Raw genomic sequence first — 17525 nt, 5'->3', positions numbered from 1 at the left:
AAGTTCACCCCCACCGCGGCCACCGCCACCCGCACCTGCCCGGCGGCCAGCTCCACCCGTGCGCTCGGCTGCACCACTAGGTCCTCCAGCGTGCCGCCGCCACCGGCGGTCATCCGCCATGCGCCCTCCGGCAGCTGCAGCCCGGCGCCTGCGGCGGTCAGCCGGGGAGCATAGGCGACACCGGAGCGCACCACGAGTTGCGGTTCATCACAACCGATGACATCGCGCACGTCGATCGATCCGTCCGAATCCACCAACACGAACCGACCCGGATGCTCGGCCTGCGCGGAGCGCACCAGCCCCCACACCGCCGCGCCGGCGAGATCCGTGGTCGCCTCACCGGGCAGCCCCACGGCGCCCTGAGTGACGACCGCGAGAATCTTGGAACCATCCCCGGCCAGAGACGACTGCAGTACACGCAGCGCCTCATGGGTGGCCGCATACACCGAACCGACCACACCGTCGGCCGCCGGGCCCGGGCGCCACACCGTGACACCGTCGTCGCCAATCCCGTTGGACCCCAATGACACCGGTGGCCATGTCACCTCGAACAGTGCCCCGCCCGCCCGTCGGCCTTGCGCAGGCATCGCCAACTGCGCCACCGAGACCGGGCGAACTACCAGCTCGCGCACCGACAACACGGGCAGACCCGCGCCATCGGCCAGGTCCACCGACACCGCGGCCACGCCGACCGGTGCGATCCGCACCCGCGCGCGTGCCGCTCCCGCCGCGTACAAACACACTCCCTGCCAGGAAAACGGCAGCATCGTCTCGGCCTGTTCGCCGGCCACTCCCATCGCGTGCAGCGCCGCGTCCACCAACACCGGGTGGATCCCGAAGCCGCCGACGTCCACTCCGGTGGCCTCGGGGACTGCGACCTCGGCGAAGACTTCGCTGCCCCGCTGCCACATGGCCCGCAGACCCCGAAACGCCGGCCCGTACTCATAGCCCCGGTCCGCCAGTCGCTCGTACGCATCGACCACGTCAAGCGGCGTCGCCCCCACCGGCGGCCAGACCGACAGATCGGCCGCCGGCTGCACGGCTCCCGCGCTCAGCGTGCCCTCGGCGTGCAACACCCACTCCGAACCGGGCTGCGCCGCAAGCGAATACACCGACACGGTCCGACTGCCCGAGCTCGTCGCGGCGCCCACCACCACCTGGACGTGCACCCCTTCTGCCGGTTGCAACAGCAGCGGCGCCGACAGCGTCAGCTCCTCCACCACGGTGCAACCGACCTCATCGCCGGCGCGCAACGCTAACTCGATGAACCCGGCGCCCGGGAACAACGCCACCCCGGCCACCGCGTGATCGGCCAGCCACGGTTGGGCGGCCATCGAGAGCCGGCCGGTGAGCACCACGCCGCCCGAGTCCGGCCGGTGGACCACCGCGCCCAGCAAGCCGTGCTCGGCCCCCGCCAAACCCAGAGCGCCCATGTCGCCGGTGCCGGCGCCCATCTCCGGCAACCAAAACCGTTGCCGCTGAAAGGCGTACGTCGGCAACGGCACCTGACATCCGCCCGCAAAAGCCGCCCGCCAGTTCACGTCCACGCCCGCGACGTGAGCCTGACCGGCCGACAGCAAGAACCTGTCGAGCCCACCGTCCTCGCGGCCCAGCGAGGGAATGACGACGGCTTCGGGGGCATTCCGATCGGCCAGGGTTTCCTCGATGCCGGCGAGCAACACCGGATGGGGACTGGATTCGATGAAAGCCTGATGCCCGCTATCGCGCGCGGCGCGCACCGCACGTTCGAACTGCACCGTCTGCCGGATGCTGCGGTACCAGTACTCGGCGTTCAGGCCGGCGGTGTCCATTAGCTCGCCGGTGACCGTGGAGAAGAAGGCCACCGAGGACGAACGCGGCGCGATGCCGGTCAGCGCCTCGGCGAGCGGCTCACGGATCGCGTCCACCTGCGCGGAGTGCGAGGCATAGTCGACATCGATCCTGCGCGCTCGGACGCCGTTCGCCTCGCAGCGTGGCATCAGTTCCTCGAGTGCCGTCACCTCGCCGGAGACGACGACGGCCGAAACACCGTTGACGGCAGCAATATTGAGCCGGTCGCCCCATGGTTCCAGCAACTCGCGCGCTCGCGGCAGGGCACACGCCAGTGAGACCATGCCCCCGGAACCCGACAGCCGCACCAGCAGCCTGCTGCGCAGCGCCACGACCCGGGCGGCGTCCTCCAGTGACAACGCACCCGCGACATACGCCGCCGCGATCTCGCCCTGCGAGTGGCCGATCACCGCGTCCGGGCGGACGCCCACCGAGCGCCACAGTTCGGCCAGCGACACCATCACCGCCCACAGCACCGGCTGCACCACGTCGACCCGGTCCAGCCCGGGGGCGCCCGCCGCGCCCCGGATGACATCGATCAGGGACCATTCCACGTGTTCGCCGAGCGCCTTGTCGCATCGGTTCATGTGATCGGCGAAAACCTTTGACGTGTCGAGCAATTGGGCCCCCATGCCGACCCATTGCGAGCCTTGCCCCGGGAAAACGAAGACCGTCCTGTCCACCGCGCGGGCACGCCCCACCACGACATTCGCGCCGGGCTCGCCGGCCGCCAGCCCGGCCAATCCGGCCAGCAGCTGCTCGCGGTCACCGCCGACCATCACCGCGCGATGCTCGAACACCGAACGCGTCGAGACCAACGACCAGCCCACGTCGGCCGCGTCGAGATCGGCGCCGACGTGCGTCAACAGCCGCTGCGCCTGGGCGGTCAGCGCCTCGGCCGACCGCGCGGACAACACCCACGGCACCGCCGGCATGTCGTTATCACCCGAAGCGCCAACGCTTTCCAGCGCCGGCTGGTCCGACGGGGCCTGTTCCAAGATCACATGCGCATTGGTCCCGCTGATCCCGAACGACGACACCCCGGCCCGGCGCGGACCGTCCCCCGCCGGCCATGCCCGGGGTTCGGTCAACAGCGAGACGGCCCCCGCCGACCAATCCACATGCGGCGTGGGCACATCCACATGCAGCGTCCGCGGCATCAGCCCGTGGCGGATCGCCTGCACCATCTTGATCACCCCGGCCACGCCCGCGGCGGCCGAGGTGTGACCCATGTTCGATTTGATGGACCCCAGCCACAGCGGCCGATCCGCCGGCCGATTCTGTCCATAGGTAGCGAGCAGCGCCTGGGCCTCGATCGGGTCGCCCAGCGTGGTGCCGGTGCCGTGGCCCTCCATCAGATCCACGTCGGCCGTCGTCAACCGCGCGCTGGCGAGTGCGGCCCGCACCACCCGCTGCTGAGCCGGGCCATTCGGGGTCGCCAGGCCGTTGGACGCGCCGTCCTGGTTGACGGCCGAGCCCCGGACCACCGCGAGCACCGGGTGGCCCATCCGCCGCGCATCGGCCAACCGCTCCAACACCAGCGCCCCGACGCCCTCGGAGAAGGCGGTCCCGTCGGCCGCACCGGCATACGCCTTGCACCGTCCGTCGGCGGCCAGCGCGCGCTGTCGACTGAATTCGATGAACATCGCGGGAGTGGCCATGACCGTCACGCCGCCGACCAACGCCAGATCGCATTCGCCCGATCTCAGTGAGCGGGCCGCCAGGTGCAGGGCCACCAACGACGACGAACACGCGGTGTCCACCGACACCGCCGGGCCCTCCAAGCCCAGCGCGTAGGCGACCCGGCCCGAGGCGACGCTCAGCGTCGAGCCGCGCAGCCCGTATCGCTCGAGCTCTCCGGGGACCCGTCCCTGGCCGCCGTACGACCCGTGGAATATCCCGGCGAACACGCCCGTCGCCGACCCACGCAGCGCCAACGGGTCAATTCCGGCTCGCTCCAACGCTTCCCACGACACTTCCATCAACAAGCGTTGCTGCGGATCCATGGCGAGCGCCTCGCTGGGCGCGATACCGAAGAACGCGGCGTCGAAATCGGCGGCGTCCGCCAGGAATCCGCCGCACCGGGTGTACGACTTCCCGATCGCGTCGGGGTCGGGATCGAACAGGCCGCCCAGATCCCAGCCGCGATCGGACGGGAAGTCGGACACCACATCGCGGCCCTCGACGACCATCTGCCACAAGGCCTCCGGCGAATCCACGCCGCCCGGATACCGGCACGCCATCCCCACCACCGCGATCGGGTCGGTCGCCATGGCCAGGTACTCGCGGTTCTCCCGCTTCAGCCGCTCGTTTTCCTTGAGAGACTTGCGGAGGGCCTTGACGAGTTCGTCTTGACTGCTATTCATACGATCAGGCGATCGCGCATCAGTGCCAGCGCAACAACACAAGTTCAGAGCAGAATCCGGGACCCATCGCGAGCATCAGGCCCGGGCTGCCGCTGGGCGGCCGCTTGCCGATGGTGTCGCGCAGCACGTGCAGCACCGACGCCGAGCTCAGGTTGCCGATCTCACCGAGTGAGCGCCACGTCAGCTCCAGGGCTTCCGGCGGCAGCGACAGGGCGGCAGTGATCGCTTCGATGACCTTCGGGCCACCGGGGTGGCTGACGAAGGCGCCGATGTCGTCGGTGCTCAGGCCGTGGGCGGCTAGGAACTCCGTGACGTCCTTTTCGATGTATTGCTCGACGACCGCCGCGACATCCTTGGACAGCACCAGCTCGAATCCCGTCGTGCCGATGTCGTAGCCCATCGTGCGCAGCGAGTCGGGATAGAGGTGGCTGCGGGAATCGACCACTGTGGGCCCGGCGGCGCCGATCTGTTCGGCGCGACGCTCGCCGACCGCGACCACGGCTCCAGAACCGTCAGCAAACAACGCGCTGCCGACCATGCCGGCCAGCGACGGCTTGTATCCCGGGTAGGTCAGCGAGCAAAGCTCGACCGACACGAGCGCCGCGACCCCGTCCGGCGCGCCGCGCAGGTAGTCGTGCAGCCGGGCCACCCCCGCGGCCCCGGCGACGCAGCCCAGCCCGAACAGCGGCACCCGGCGCACGTCGTCGCGCAGCCCGAGCCGCCCGGCGATCCGGGCATCCAGCGACGGCACCGCCAGCCCGGTGACCGTCGTCGTGACGAGCACGTCGAGGTCTTGGGGTCGCAGCCCCGCCTCGTCCAGCGCCCCCACCAGCGCCTCACAGCCGAGGTCCACGGCGTTTTCGATGAAGATCCGGTTCGCCGTGCCGAAGTCTTTGAGCGTCGGGTACTTCTCCAGCGGCAGGACCAGGTGGCGGCTGTTGACCTTGGCACTGGTGTGCAGCTGCCGAACGATGTCCTCGTAACCCTCGAACTCCGGAATGCTGACGAAAAAGTCGGTGAGCTCGCGCTGGGAGTAGCGATATGGCGGCAACGCTCCGAACACGCCCGCGATGACGCTCATTGGACCCACCCCCTGGTCACGTACACCCGGGCACGACGGTTCACCCGGACTGCTTAGCTGATGGAAGCTTAGTCCGCTCGCAAATTAACGGCAAAGAAACGGGCAGTCTCGTTTCACCCCGTCAGCTGCTGTTGCAGCCGCTCTTTCAGCCGCTCGGAGCTGGCCAGGACCCCGTCGAGTTGGTCGGCGACCCGGGTCGGCGCGGTGCCTCCGCGGGCGTCGCGCGCCGAGACCGAGCCCTCGATCGTCAGCACCTCCCTGACCTGCGGTGTCAGGTCGGAGCTGATGGCGGCCAGCTCGTCGTCGGTCAGCTGCTCGAGCCCGACGCCGCGCTCCTCGGCCGCGCGCACGGCGGCGCCGGCGGCCTCGTGCGCGGACCGGAACGGAACTCCCTGGCGGACAAGCCATTCGGCGATATCGGTGGCCAGGGTGTAGCCCGCCGGGGCCAGCGCAGCCATCCGCTCGACGTTGAACGTCAGGCTGGCCACCAGGCCCGCCATCGCCGGCAGCAGCAGCTCCAGCTGGGCCACCGAGTCGAAGACCGGTTCCTTGTCTTCCTGCAGGTCACGGTTGTAGGCCAGCGGCTGGGCCTTCAGCGTCGCCAGCAGGCCGGCCACGTTGCCGATCAGCCGGCCCGACTTGCCGCGGGCCAGCTCGGCGATGTCCGGATTCTTCTTCTGCGGCATGATCGAGCTGCCGGTGGACCACGAATCGTGCAGGGTGACGTAGCCGAACTCCGTCGAGCTCCAGATGATGATGTCCTCGGCGAGCCGGGACAGGTCCACGCCGATCATCGCGAACACGAACGCGGCTTCCGCGGCGAAATCCCGGGCCGCGGTCGCGTCGACGGAGTTGTCCGCCGACGCGGCGAAGCCCAGGTCCGCGGCGATCGCGTCGGGGTCCAGCCCCAGCGACGTGCCAGCCAGCGCGCCGGCGCCGTACGGGGACACCGCGGCGCGCTTGTCGAAATCGACGATCCGGTCGACGTCGCGCAGCAAGGGATGCGCGTGTGCCAGGAGATGATGGGCCAGCAGGATCGGCTGGGCCGACTGCAGATGGGTCTTGCCGGGCATGATCGCCTTCGGGTGGGCGGCGGCCTGCGCGGCCAGCGCCGCGACGACGTCGAGCGCCCCGGCGGCGACCCGCCGCACCGCGTCGCGCAGCCACATCCGGAACAGCGTCGCCACCTGATCGTTGCGCGACCGGCCGGCGCGGAGCCGGCCGCCCAGGTCGGGCCCGACCCGGTCGATCAGGCCGCGCTCCAGGGCGGCGTGCACGTCCTCGTCGCTGACAAGCGGCGAGAAGCTGCCGTCGGCCACGTCCTCGGCCAGGCTGTCCAGCCCGGCCAGCAGCCCGTCGCGCTGCTCCTCGCTGAGCAGCCCGGCCCGGAACAGGACTATGGTGTGCGCGCGCGACGCCGTGATGTCGTAGGGCGCCAGCACCCAGTCGAAGTGGGTGGACTTGCTGAGAGCGGCCAGCGCCTCGGACGGACCGTCGGCGAACCGCCCACCCCACAGTGATCCCTCGCGAGTGCTCACCCGCCTCTCACCCCATCCGCGAGTGTGAATCTCACGACGCTTCGACGGCGTGTCCCGTCGCAGATTTCACACTCGCGGCCGAGAAAACTCACTGCAGGTCCCGGCGGGAGGCGATCTTCGACGACAACCCGTGCACGTAGACGAAGCCCTTCGCCGCCGACTGGTCGAAGCTGTCGCCCTCGTCGTAGGTGGCCAGGTTGAAGTCGTAGAGCGATTCGGCGCTGCGGCGGCCGTTGACCGCAATGTGCCCGCCGTGCAACACCATTCGCACCTCGCCGGACACGTGTTCCTGCGTCTTGGCGACGAAGCTCTCCAGCGCGACCTTGAGCGGTGAGTACCACAGCCCGTCGTACACCAGCTCGGCCCAGCGCTGGTCGGTATGCCGTTTGAAGCGACCGAGTTCGCGCTCGAGGGTGACGTGTTCGAGTTCGGTGTGCGCGGTGATGAGCACCATCGCGCCGGGTGCTTCGTAGATCTCGCGGCTCTTGATGCCGACCAGCCGGTCCTCGACGACGTCGAGGCGCCCCACGCCCTGCGCCCCGGCGCGGGTGTTGAGTTCCTCGATGGCCTGCAGCATCGAGACCGGCCTGCCGTCGATGGACACCGGCACGCCCCGCTCGAATCCGATGATCACCTCGTCGGGCGTGCTCCAGTTCAGGGTGGGGTCTTCGGTGTAGGCGTAGATGTCCTTGGTGGGTGCGTTCCACAGGTGCTCGAGAAACCCGGTCTCCACAGCGCGGCCCCACACGTTCTGGTCGATGGAGAACGGCGAGCGTTTGGTGACGCCGATCGGGATGGCGTTCTCCTCGGCGAACGCGATCGCCTTCTCCCGCGTCCACGCGTAGTCGCGCACCGGCGCCAGCACCTCCAAATCCGGTGCCAGCGAAGCGAATCCGACCTCGAACCGGACCTGGTCATTGCCCTTGCCGGTGCAGCCATGCGCGACGATGCCGCCGCCGTGCTCGCGCGCGGCCGCCACGAGGTGCTTGACGATCAACGGCCGGCTGATCGCGGACACCAGCGGGTAGCGGTCCATGTACAGCGCGTTGTTCAGCACCGTGGGCAGGCAATAGCCCTCGGCGAATTCGTCGCGGGCGTCGACGACGACCGCCTCGACGGCGCCGCAGTCCAGGGCCCGTTGGCGCACGACCTCCATGTCCTCGCCGCCCTGGCCCAGATCGATCGCCACCGCCACGACCTCACGGCCGGTCTCCTTGCCTATCCAGCTGATCGCCACCGAGGTGTCCAGACCGCCGGAATACGCCAGGATGACGCGTTCTGACATCAGTCAATCTCCTTTATTTGAGGCTCTCGAGGGTGGCGGCCAGCTCGGCGCCGGTCATCGGCTCTCGGGCGGCCACGAAGAGGGTGTCATCGCCGGCGATCGTGCCGACCACGTACGGTAGCGCCGCCCGGTCGATTGCGCTGGCCAAATAGTCGGCCGCACCGGGCGGGGTGCGCAGCACCGCCAGGTTCGCGCTGGAGTCGACGGACACCAGCAGCTCGCCCAGCAGCCGCGACAGCCGCGCGGTGCCGCCGGACACCCCGCGCACCGGGCTGCCGTCCTCGGGGACGACGTAGACCCCGACGCCGCCGTCCGCGCCGCGCAGCTTCACTGCGCCGAGCTCCTCGAGATCGCGCGACAGCGTGGCCTGGGTGACGTCGATGCCCTCGTCGGCCAGCCGCACCGCCAGTTCGCTCTGGCTGCTGATCGACGATGACGACAGGATCGCCACGATGCGGGCCTGCCGGCCGGCGCGGGTGGTTTCGGGGGTGGGCTTGCTGCGAGTCATTGCGACCGCTCCAGCAACCACACCAGCAGCGCCTTCTGGGCGTGCAGGCGGTTCTCGGCCTCGTCCCACACCGCGCTGCGCGGCCCGTCCATCACCTCGTCGGTGATCTCGTCGCCACGGTGGGCCGGAAGGCAGTGCAGCACAATGGCTTCCGAATCCGCCAGGCCGACGAGTTGCGGGTTGACCTGATAGGGCCAGAACGGGGTGCGGCGGTCCAGTCCGTCGTCCTCCTGACCCATCGACGTCCAGGTGTCGGTCACCAGGACGTCGGCTCCCGCCGCGGCGGCCTCGGCATCGGAGGTGACCAGCACCGACGCGCCGGTGGCCCGCGCGCGCTGCTCGGCGGCGGCCACGACGCTCGGGTCGGGCGCGAACCCGTCGGGCGCGGCGACCGTGACGTGGATGCCGGCGGTGACGGCGCCGAGCATCAGCGAATGGGCCATGTTGTTGGCGCCGTCTCCGAAGTAGGACAGCCGCAGCCCGTGCAGCGTCCCCTTGCGTTCGGCGATGGTCTGCAGGTCGGCGAGCACCTGGCAGGGATGGAACTCGTCCGACAGCGCGTTCACCACCGGCACGGTCGCGGTAGAGGCCATGGCGTCGAGCCGGTCCTGCCCGAACGTCCGCCACACGACGGCGTCGACATAGCGGGACAGGACGCGCGCGGTGTCCTCGAGCGTCTCGTCGCGGCCCAGCTGGGTGCTGCTTGTGTCGACGACGACCGCATGCCCGCCGAGCTGGGCGATGCCCACCTCGAACGAGAACCGGGTGCGGGTGGAGTTCTTGTCGAAGAGCACCGCGACGCCGCGCGGACCCTCCAGGGGGCGACGGGCGAACGGGTCCTTCTTCAGATCCGCGGCCAGCTGCAGCACCTCGGCCTGCTCGGCCGGTGCGAGGTCATCGTCGCGCAGGAAATGCCGAATCACGTTGCAGCCCCTGCGGTCTCGAGGATCCCCGGCAGGGCGGCGATAAATCCCTCGATCTGGGACTCGGTGATGATCAGCGGCGGCGCCAGCCGGATGACGTCGGGCGCGGCCGCATTGACCAGGAAGCCCGCACCGCGGGCTGCCGCCTCCGCGTCCTTGGCGCGCGGCGCGGACAGCACCACGCCCCACAGCAGGCCGCGGCCGCGCACGTGGTCGATCAGCGGATGGCCGAGCCTTTCGATGCCGTGACGGATCGTCTTGCCCAGCACCTCGGCGCGCCGGACGAGGTCGTCGGCGGCCAGGACGCGCAACACGGCCAGCGCCGCCGCGGTGCAGATCGGGTTGCCGCCGAACGTGCTGCCGTGCAGGCCCGGCGTCAGCAGCTCCGCCGCCGGCCCGACGGCCAGGCACGCGCCGATCGGCAGACCGCCGCCCAGCCCCTTGGCCAGCGTCACCACGTCGGGGGTGATGCCGTCATGCTGATGCGCGAAAAACGCGCCGGTGCGGCCCATTCCGGTCTGCACCTCGTCGAGGACCAGCAGGGCCCCGTGCCGCGCGGTGATGTCGCGGGCGGCGACGAGGTAGCCCTCCGGTGGGACGACGACGCCGCTCTCCCCCATGATCGGTTCGAGGAATACCGCGGCGGTGTCGTCGTCGACGGCCGCCGCCAGCGCGTCCACCGAGCCGTACGGGACGTGGGTGACCTCACCGGGCAGCGGCGCGAACGGAGCCTGCTTGCTGGGCTGACCGGTCAACGCCAGCGAACCCATCGTCCGGCCGTGGAAAGCCTCTTGTGCGGCAACGAGTTTCGTGCGTCCGGTGAGCCGGGACAGCTTGAACGCCATCTCGTTCGCCTCGGTCCCGGAGTTGCAGAAGAAAACCCGGGTCTGCGCGTCCGCGCCCAGCAGCCCGACCAGTTCTTCGGCCAGCGCGACGGCGGGTTCGGTGGCATACAGGTTGGACGTGTGGCCCAGCGTCGCGAGCTGATGCGTGACGGCCTCGATGATGGCGGGGTGGCGATGGCCGAGCACGTTGACTGCGATGCCGCCGAGCAGATCCAGGTAGGTCTTGCCGTCGACGTCGGTGACGACGGCGCCCTCCCCGCTGGCCAACGCGACCGGCGGGGTGCCGTAGTTGTGCATCATCACGGCTTCCCACCGCTGCCGTAGCTCGTCGGTGTGCGTCACGCGTTCCACCTGCGCCGCTCCTCCTCATCGCTGCGCTCTGCATCGTCGCCGGCGCGCACCACCTTGGTGCCGGTGCCCGCGTCGGTGAAAAGCTCCACCAGCACGCAGTGTTCGACCCGCCCGTCGATGACGTGTGCGCTGGGCACACCGGCGGTGACCGCGCGCAGGCACGCCTCGACCTTGGGGATCATGCCGGCCTCCAGCGTGGGTAGCAGTTGCGCCAGTGTGGCGGTGTCGATTTCGCTGACCAGCGAATCGCGGTCGGGCCAGCTGGTGTACAGGCCTTCGACATCGGTCAGCATCAACAGCTTTTCGGCTCCCAGGGCTTCGGCCAGCGCCGCCGCGGCGGTGTCGGCGTTGATGTTGTGCACCACGCCGTCGGCGTCGGGCGCGAGCGTCGACACCACCGGAATGCGGCGCGCCGCAATCAGATCCAGCACCGCCGCCGTGTTCACCTGATCGACGTCGCCCACCAGGCCGATGTCGGTGGCCACCCCATCGACGGTGACGCTGCGCCGCACGGCGGTGAACAGCTGCGCATCCTCGCCGGTGATGCCGACGGCGTAGGGCCCGTGTGCGTTGATCAGGTTGACCAGTTCGCGGCCGACCTGTCCGAACAGCACCATCCGCGCCACGTCGAGCACTTCCGGTGTGGTGACGCGGAATCCACCCTTGAAGTCGCCCTCGATGCCGAGGCGGCGCAGCATGGCGGTGATCTGTGGTCCACCGCCGTGCACGACCACGGGGTGGACGCCGCAGTTGCGCAGGAACGCCATGTCGGCGGCGAAGGCGTGCCGCAGCGTGTCATCGGTCATGGCGTTGCCGCCGTACTTGATCACGACGATCTTGCCGTGCAGCTGCTTGAGCCACGGCAGCGCCTCCGCGAGCACCTGCGCCTTGACCACGGTGGTCAACTCTTCGATCTTCATGGTCATGAGCTGTAGGCCGAATTCTCTTCGACGTAACCGTGCGAGAGGTCGGTGGTGCGGATGGCGGCCGAGGCGTCGCCGACGCGCAGGTCGACGGTGACGTCGATGTCGGCGCCCGACAGATCGACCTCACGCGCGCCGGGCGCGCCGACCCCGTCGACGCACACCGCGGAACCGTTGAACGACACGTTGATTCGATCCGGTTCGAGGGTGATCGGCGTCATGCCGACGGCCGCGAGCACCCGGCCCCAGTTGGGGTCCGAGCCGAACAGCGCAGTCTTGACCAGGCTGTCGCGGGCGACCGCCCGGGCGGCGGTCAGCGCGTCGTCGTCGGATGCCGCTCCGGTCACGGTCACGGTGATGCGCTTGGTGACGCCCTCGGCGTCGGCCTGCAGCTGTGCGCACAGGTCGTCGCAGACCCGCAGCACCGCCTCGTCGAGATCGGCCTGCGGCGGCGCGATCCCGCTGGCGCCCGACGCCAGCAGCAGCACGGTGTCGTTGGTGGAACAGCAGCCGTCGATGTCGAGTCGGTCGAACGTGCGGGCGGCGGCGCCGCGCAGCGCCGCGTCGAGCGCTGCCGCGTCGGCGACCGCGTCGGTGCTCAGCACGCACAGCATGGTGGCCAGCGACGGCGCGAGCATGCCCGCGCCTTTGGCCATCCCGCCCACCGTCCAGTTGTTCCGATGATGCAGCGCAACCTGTTTGGCCACGGTGTCGGTGGTCATGATGGCGTGCGCGGCGTCGTCCCCGCCGGTCAGCCCGCCCGCCATCTCGTGCACGATCTCGCGAACCCCGGCCAGCACCTTGTCCATTGGCAGCCGGTCGCCGATCAATCCGGTGGAGCAGACGCCGACCTCGATGGCCCCGGTCTCGGTTCCCCAGTCCGACAGCGCGGCGGCCACCGCCTCCGCGGTGGCGTGGGCGTCCTGGAAGCCGCCCGGCCCGGTGCAGGCGTTCGCCCCGCCGGAGTTGAGGATCACCGCGCGCAGCGCGCCGGTGGTCAGCACCTGCTGGGTCCAGAGCACCGGCGCGGCCTTGACCTGGTTGCGGGTGAACACCCCGGCGGCGGCGTAGTCGGGTCCTTCGTTGAACACCAGGGCGAGGTCACGAGCCCCCGACGCCTTGATCCCGGCGGCAATGCCGGCGGCCCGGAACCCGGCCGGGGCGGTCACGCCCTGCTCACGCAGCAGCCGCGTCTCAGCGGTCGTCGATGTCACGGCGCCACTCCGACCACCGAAAGGCCCTCGGCCTCGGGCCAACCCAGCGCCAGGTTCATCGACTGCACGGCGGCGCCGGCCGTGCCCTTGACCAGGTTGTCGATCGCGGCGATCGCGACGAACGTCTCGGCGGCCTCGTCCACCGCGACGGCGATGTGGGCGGCGTTGCTGCCGATGACCGACCCGGTGCGGGGCAACTGGCCGTCGGGCAGCAGATAGACGAAAGGCTCTGCGTCATAAGCCTTTTCGTAGGCAGCGCGCAGTTGTGACAGCGGGGCGCGGGTGCGTGCGGTGCAGGTGGCCAGGATGCCGCGTGACGTCGGGATGAGCACCGGTGTGAACGACACCGTGACGTCGCGCTCGGTGACGGCCCGCAGCCCCTGCGCGATCTCGGGCGTGTGCCGGTGGGCGCCGGCGATGTTGTAGGCCCGCGCCGACCCGATGACCTCGGAGCCGAGCAGGTCGGTCTTGGCCGCGCGACCGGCCCCCGAGGTGCCGCTGACGGCGACCACGGTGACGGCGGGTTCGACGAGGTCCTCGGCCACCGCGGGCAACAGCGCCAGTAGCGCCGCGGTCGGATAGCACCCCGGCACCGCGATGCGGCGGGCGCCGCGCAGCCGCTCCCGCGCCCCGGGCAGCTCGGGCAGCCCGTAGGGCCAGCTGCCGGCGTGCGGGGACCCATAGAACCGCTCCCAGGCGACGGCGTCACCGAGCCGGAAGTCCGCGCCGCAGTCGACGATCAGGGTGTCGGGGCCGAGCTGTTCGGCCAGCGCCGCCGAATGCCCGTGCGGAAGCGCCAGGAACACCACGTCATGACCGCTCAGGACGGCGAGCTCGGTGGGCTCGACCACCCGCTGCGCCAGCGGCGTCAGGTGCGGATGGTGCTCACCCAGCGCGCTGCCGGCGCTGGCGGCGGCGGTCACCGAACCGATCGCGAGCCGGCCGTCGGCGTAGGCGGGATGCCCGAGCAGCAGGCGGAGGATCTCGCCCCCCGCGTAGCCGCTGGCACCGGCAACCGCCACCTTGAGAACGTCGGCCATTTCGACCATTCTGCATGGTTATGCAGTAGTTTGCAAATCAATGCTACATGCGCAGTTCGGCACCGACGGCCTCAGCGGCACGCCGCACGGCGGCGCCACGGGCGGCGCTGGCGTCGTCCTCGGTCAGCGTGCGATCGGGCGCGCGGAAGCGCAGCGCGAACGTCAGCGACTTGCGATGCTCGCCGATCTGCGGGCCGGTGAACACGTCGAACAGCCGAATGTCCTCTAGCAGCTCGCCCGCCCCCTCGCGGACGGCATCCGCCACCGCCTGGGCCGGCACGTCGGCCGACACCACCAGGCTGACGTCCTGGAACACGGCCGGGAATGGCGACACCCTGGGCGCCGGCAACGCCTCGACGATCGGAATCGCATCGAGGTTCAGCTCGAGCGCGCAGGTACCCTTCGGCAGCCCCGAGCGCTCGATCACGGCGGGATGCAATTGGCCCGCATGACCGACGCGGGTCCCCCCGACCAGCACCTCGGCGCAGCGGCCCGGATGCCACGGCAGGCATTGGGCGGCCCGCAGGGTCACGTCAACTCCGCTGGCGCGCGCGATGATTCGCACCGCCTCCAACGCATCGGTGGCATCCGCGGCGCGCCCGGGGCCCCACGGGCCGCGTGGTTCACGCAGGCCGGCCAGCACGACTGCGACGTGCTGCGGTTGTCGGGGCAACGACGCGTCCAGCATCGCGATTTCGGCTTCGGTCGGGCGGCGGTCCACGGGGATGAGCTCGACACCGCGAGTCTGCTCGGTCGGCTGCACCACCTGGGCGATGGCGAACAGCGCGGCGTCGACGAGACCGCGGGACACGTTGCGCCCCAACGCTTCCAGTAGGCCGGGCAGTAGTGTGGTGGCCAGCTCCGGCCGATCCGCTTCCAGCGGGTTGAGCACACGGGTGGTGCTGCGCCGCGGGTCGTCGGCGGGCAGGCCCCAGAGGTCGAACACGCCGGCGGGCAGAAACGGTGTCGGCAGGACCTCGACGTAGCCGGACTGCGCCAGCGACCTACCGATGGCGCGGCGGCGCTTCTGCACCGCGGTGAGTCCCCGCCCCGCGGGGGCCGACGGCAGCACCGACGGGATGTCCTCGAGGCCCTCCAGCCGCAGCACCTCTTCCACCAGGTCGGCGGGCTGCACGAGATCGGGGCGCCAACTCGGCGGGGTCACCGTCAATATGCCGCCATCTTCGGCGACTTCTTCCACTACCAAGGCGCCGATCTGGGCCAGCCGCCGCGCGGTCGTGCCCGGGGCGTAGGCCAGGCCCGCGACGCGGTCCGGCAGGTCGACGGCGATCCGGATCGGCGGCAGGGACCAGTCGTCACGCGGCGGGTCACCACGCCAATCGGTCAGGGTCGGGGACACCGCTCCTCCGGTGATGTCGGCGAGCAGCGCGGCACAGCGGTCCAGCGCGGCCACCGAAATCGCCGGGTCCACCCCGCGCTCATAGCGACGGGCGGCCTCGCTGGGCAGGTGCAGCCGCCGCTGGGTGCGCGACACCGCGGCCGGGTCCCACACCGCGGCCTCCAGCAGCACGTCGGTGGAATCGGCGCGCACCTCGGTGCTGGCCGCACCCATGACTCCGCCGATCGCGGCCGTGGCGGAGTCGTCGACGATAAGGACGTCGGCCGGATCGAGTTTGCGCTCAACGTCATCGAGGGTGACGACGATCTCGCCGGGCCGGGCGAACCGCACGCCGAGGCCGCCGCTGATGCGGTTGCGGTCGTGGGCGTGCATGGGGTGGCCCAGTTCCAGCATCACGTAGTTGGTCACGTCGACGGCCGGGGAGGTCGCGCGGATGCCGGAGAGCAGCAGCCGGCGCTGCAGCCACCATGGCGACACCGCGGCGGGGTCGATGCCGGTGACCGGCCGCAGCGCGAAGCGGCGAACGCCGGTTTCGGCCTGCACCGTCAGCGGCCACGCCTCGCCCTCGACGGGCAGCGGCTTGACCTCCGCGGGGTCGACGAAGTCCAGGTCGTAGGCGCAGGCGATCTCACGGGCCAGGCCGCGCACCGACATGGCGTAGCCGCGGTCGGGGGTGATGGCCAGGTGGAAGACCACGTCGTCCAATCCGAGCACGCCGGTGGCGTCGGCCCCGGGTTCGGCCGTGCCGGGCGGGAGCACCAGGATTCCGGAATGGTCGGCGCCCAAACCGAGTTCGGCCGTCGAGCAGATCATTCCGTCGGAGTTGCGACCGTAGGTCTTGCGCGCGGTGATGGCGAACCCGCCGGGCAGCGTGGTACCGGGCAGCGCCACCACAACCAGGTCGCCGACCACGAAATTGGTTGCCCCACAAACGATATCGCGGGGTGCTCCCTCGCCGACGTCGACGAGACACGCCCGGATCGGTTTCTTGAACTCGGTGAGCTCCTCGATGCCGGTGACCCGTCCCACGGTCAGCGGCCCGTCGACCGGGCCGAGCGTGACGACTTCCTCGACCTCGTGGCCGATGCGCACCAGGGTCTGTTCGAGGTCGCTAGGGGCGACATCCCAGCCCGGGGCGCCCACGGCGACGACCTCGCGCAGCCAGCTGTACGGAAGGCGCATCAGGCACCGACCCCGAAGGGCAGCGAGAACCGGACGTCGCCCTCGACCATGTCGCGCATGTCGGGAATGCCGTTGCGGAACTGCAGCGTGCGTTCCAGGCCCATCCCGAACGCGAAGCCGGAGTAGACGTCGGGGTCAATCCCAGCAGCCCGCAACACGTTTGGATGCACCATGCCGCAGCCGCCCCACTCCACCCAGTCGGCGCCGCCCTTCCTGTCGGCGAACCAGACGTCGAACTCGGCGGACGGTTCGGTGAACGGGAAGAAGTGTGGCCGGAACCGGGTGCGCACCGAGGGGCCGAACTCCGCGCGCGCGAACGCGTCCAGCGTTCCCCGCAGGTGCGCCATCGTCAGGCCGCGGTCCACCGCCAACCCTTCGACCTGATGGAAGACGGGCGTATGGGTGGCGTCGAGTTCGTCGGTACGGAACGTGCGGCCGATCGAGACGATGTAGATCGGCAGGTCGCGCTCGAGCAGGATGCGGACCTGCACCGGCGAGGTATGCGTGCGCAGCAGCTGTCGCGAACCTTCCGGCGCGATATAGAAGGTGTCCTGTTCGCTGCGCGCGGGATGGTCGGGAGGAAAGTTGAGGGCGTCGAAGTTGAACTGCTCGGTCTCGACCTCCGGCCCCTCGACCAGCTCCCATCCCATCGCGATGAAGGTGTCGGCGACATGCTCGGCCAATATCGTGATCGGGTGCCGGGCGCCGGTCGGCTGTCGCGTCGACGGCAACGTGACGTCGATGCCCTCGGCGACCAGCACGGCCGCGTCGCGCTCGGCACGCAGGGTCGCCAGCCGTTCGTCGTAGCTGCGCTGGGCGTCGCCGCGGGCGGTGTTGACGCGCTTGCCGGCGTCCGCGCGCTGGTCCTTGGGCAAGGCGGCCAGCGCCTGTCGCGCCAGTGCCAGCGGCGAGCGGTCACCGAGGTGCTCGGTCTTGACGAGCGCCAGCGCCTCCAGGTCACCCGCCGCTGCGAAGGCCTGCCGGGCGGCATCGACCGCATCGGTCAACGCTTCCGGCGACAGATCGACGGGTTGATCGCCCACGCGGCGGCACTCTCCTTGCTGACGAGGCTGTTGCAG

The 17525-nt window shown here is 70.4% G+C and carries 12 protein-coding genes; all 12 read right to left on the bottom strand.

The features are described from left to right. Positions 1-4196: type I polyketide synthase (locus tag A5744_RS04795; RefSeq protein WP_076058875.1), on the bottom strand; the 4196-nt coding region annotated here is incomplete at its 3' end. Between the two features lie 19 nt (positions 4197-4215). Then, positions 4216-5277, bottom strand: coding sequence for a type III polyketide synthase (locus A5744_RS04790; protein WP_076058873.1), 1062 nt, complete (start codon positions 5275-5277; stop codon positions 4216-4218). A 113-nt stretch (positions 5278-5390) separates the two neighbouring features. Next, entirely contained in the window at positions 5391-6815 is a 1425-nt protein-coding gene (gene argH, locus A5744_RS04785; protein WP_076058871.1) for an argininosuccinate lyase, read from the bottom strand. An 88-nt stretch (positions 6816-6903) separates the two neighbouring features. Further along, a complete protein-coding gene (locus A5744_RS04780; RefSeq protein ID WP_076058870.1) occupies positions 6904-8100 on the bottom strand; it encodes an argininosuccinate synthase in 1197 nt (398 codons plus the stop codon). A gap of 13 nt (positions 8101-8113) precedes the next feature. After that, positions 8114-8608, bottom strand: coding sequence for an arginine repressor (locus A5744_RS04775; protein ID WP_076058868.1), 495 nt, complete (start codon positions 8606-8608; stop codon positions 8114-8116). Continuing rightward, the gene (gene argF, locus A5744_RS04770; RefSeq protein WP_076058866.1) at positions 8605-9531 is read right to left on the bottom strand and encodes an ornithine carbamoyltransferase; all 927 of its coding nucleotides are present in this window, start codon (positions 9529-9531) and stop codon (positions 8605-8607) included. Before argF ends, A5744_RS04775 begins: the two co-directional genes overlap by 4 nt. Further along, complete coding sequence (locus tag A5744_RS04765) at positions 9528-10676, bottom strand: acetylornithine transaminase (protein ID WP_240562966.1); 1149 nt, start codon at positions 10674-10676, stop codon at positions 9528-9530. The genes argF and A5744_RS04765 overlap by 4 nt, the downstream gene beginning before the upstream one ends. Positions 10677-10714: 38 nt before the next feature. Further along, positions 10715-11647 carry an acetylglutamate kinase gene (gene argB / locus A5744_RS04760; protein WP_205866287.1) on the bottom strand — a complete coding sequence of 311 codons (933 nt, stop codon included), beginning with the start codon at positions 11645-11647 and terminating at the stop codon, positions 10715-10717. 2 nt (positions 11648-11649) lie between these two features. After that, positions 11650-12864, bottom strand: a complete 1215-nt coding sequence (gene argJ, locus A5744_RS04755; RefSeq protein WP_076058863.1) for a bifunctional glutamate N-acetyltransferase/amino-acid acetyltransferase ArgJ — start codon at positions 12862-12864, stop codon at positions 11650-11652. Beyond that, a complete protein-coding gene (gene argC, locus A5744_RS04750; protein WP_170874428.1) occupies positions 12861-13913 on the bottom strand; it encodes an N-acetyl-gamma-glutamyl-phosphate reductase in 1053 nt (350 codons plus the stop codon). Before argC ends, argJ begins: the two co-directional genes overlap by 4 nt. A gap of 34 nt (positions 13914-13947) precedes the next feature. Then, positions 13948-16446, bottom strand: a complete 2499-nt coding sequence (gene pheT, locus A5744_RS04745) for a phenylalanine--tRNA ligase subunit beta (protein ID WP_076058861.1) — start codon at positions 16444-16446, stop codon at positions 13948-13950. Further along, a complete protein-coding gene (gene pheS / locus A5744_RS04740) occupies positions 16446-17489 on the bottom strand; it encodes a phenylalanine--tRNA ligase subunit alpha (protein WP_076058859.1) in 1044 nt (347 codons plus the stop codon). The genes pheT and pheS overlap by 1 nt, the downstream gene beginning before the upstream one ends. Between the last annotated feature and the right edge of the window lie 36 nt (positions 17490-17525).

Origin of the sequence: Mycobacterium sp. IS-1264 (genome assembly GCF_001954195.1) — a bacterium.
Lineage (GTDB): Bacteria > Actinomycetota > Actinomycetes > Mycobacteriales > Mycobacteriaceae > Mycobacterium.
Note: the sequence above shows the minus strand (reverse complement) of the source record. Positions and strands in the feature narration are given on the sequence as shown.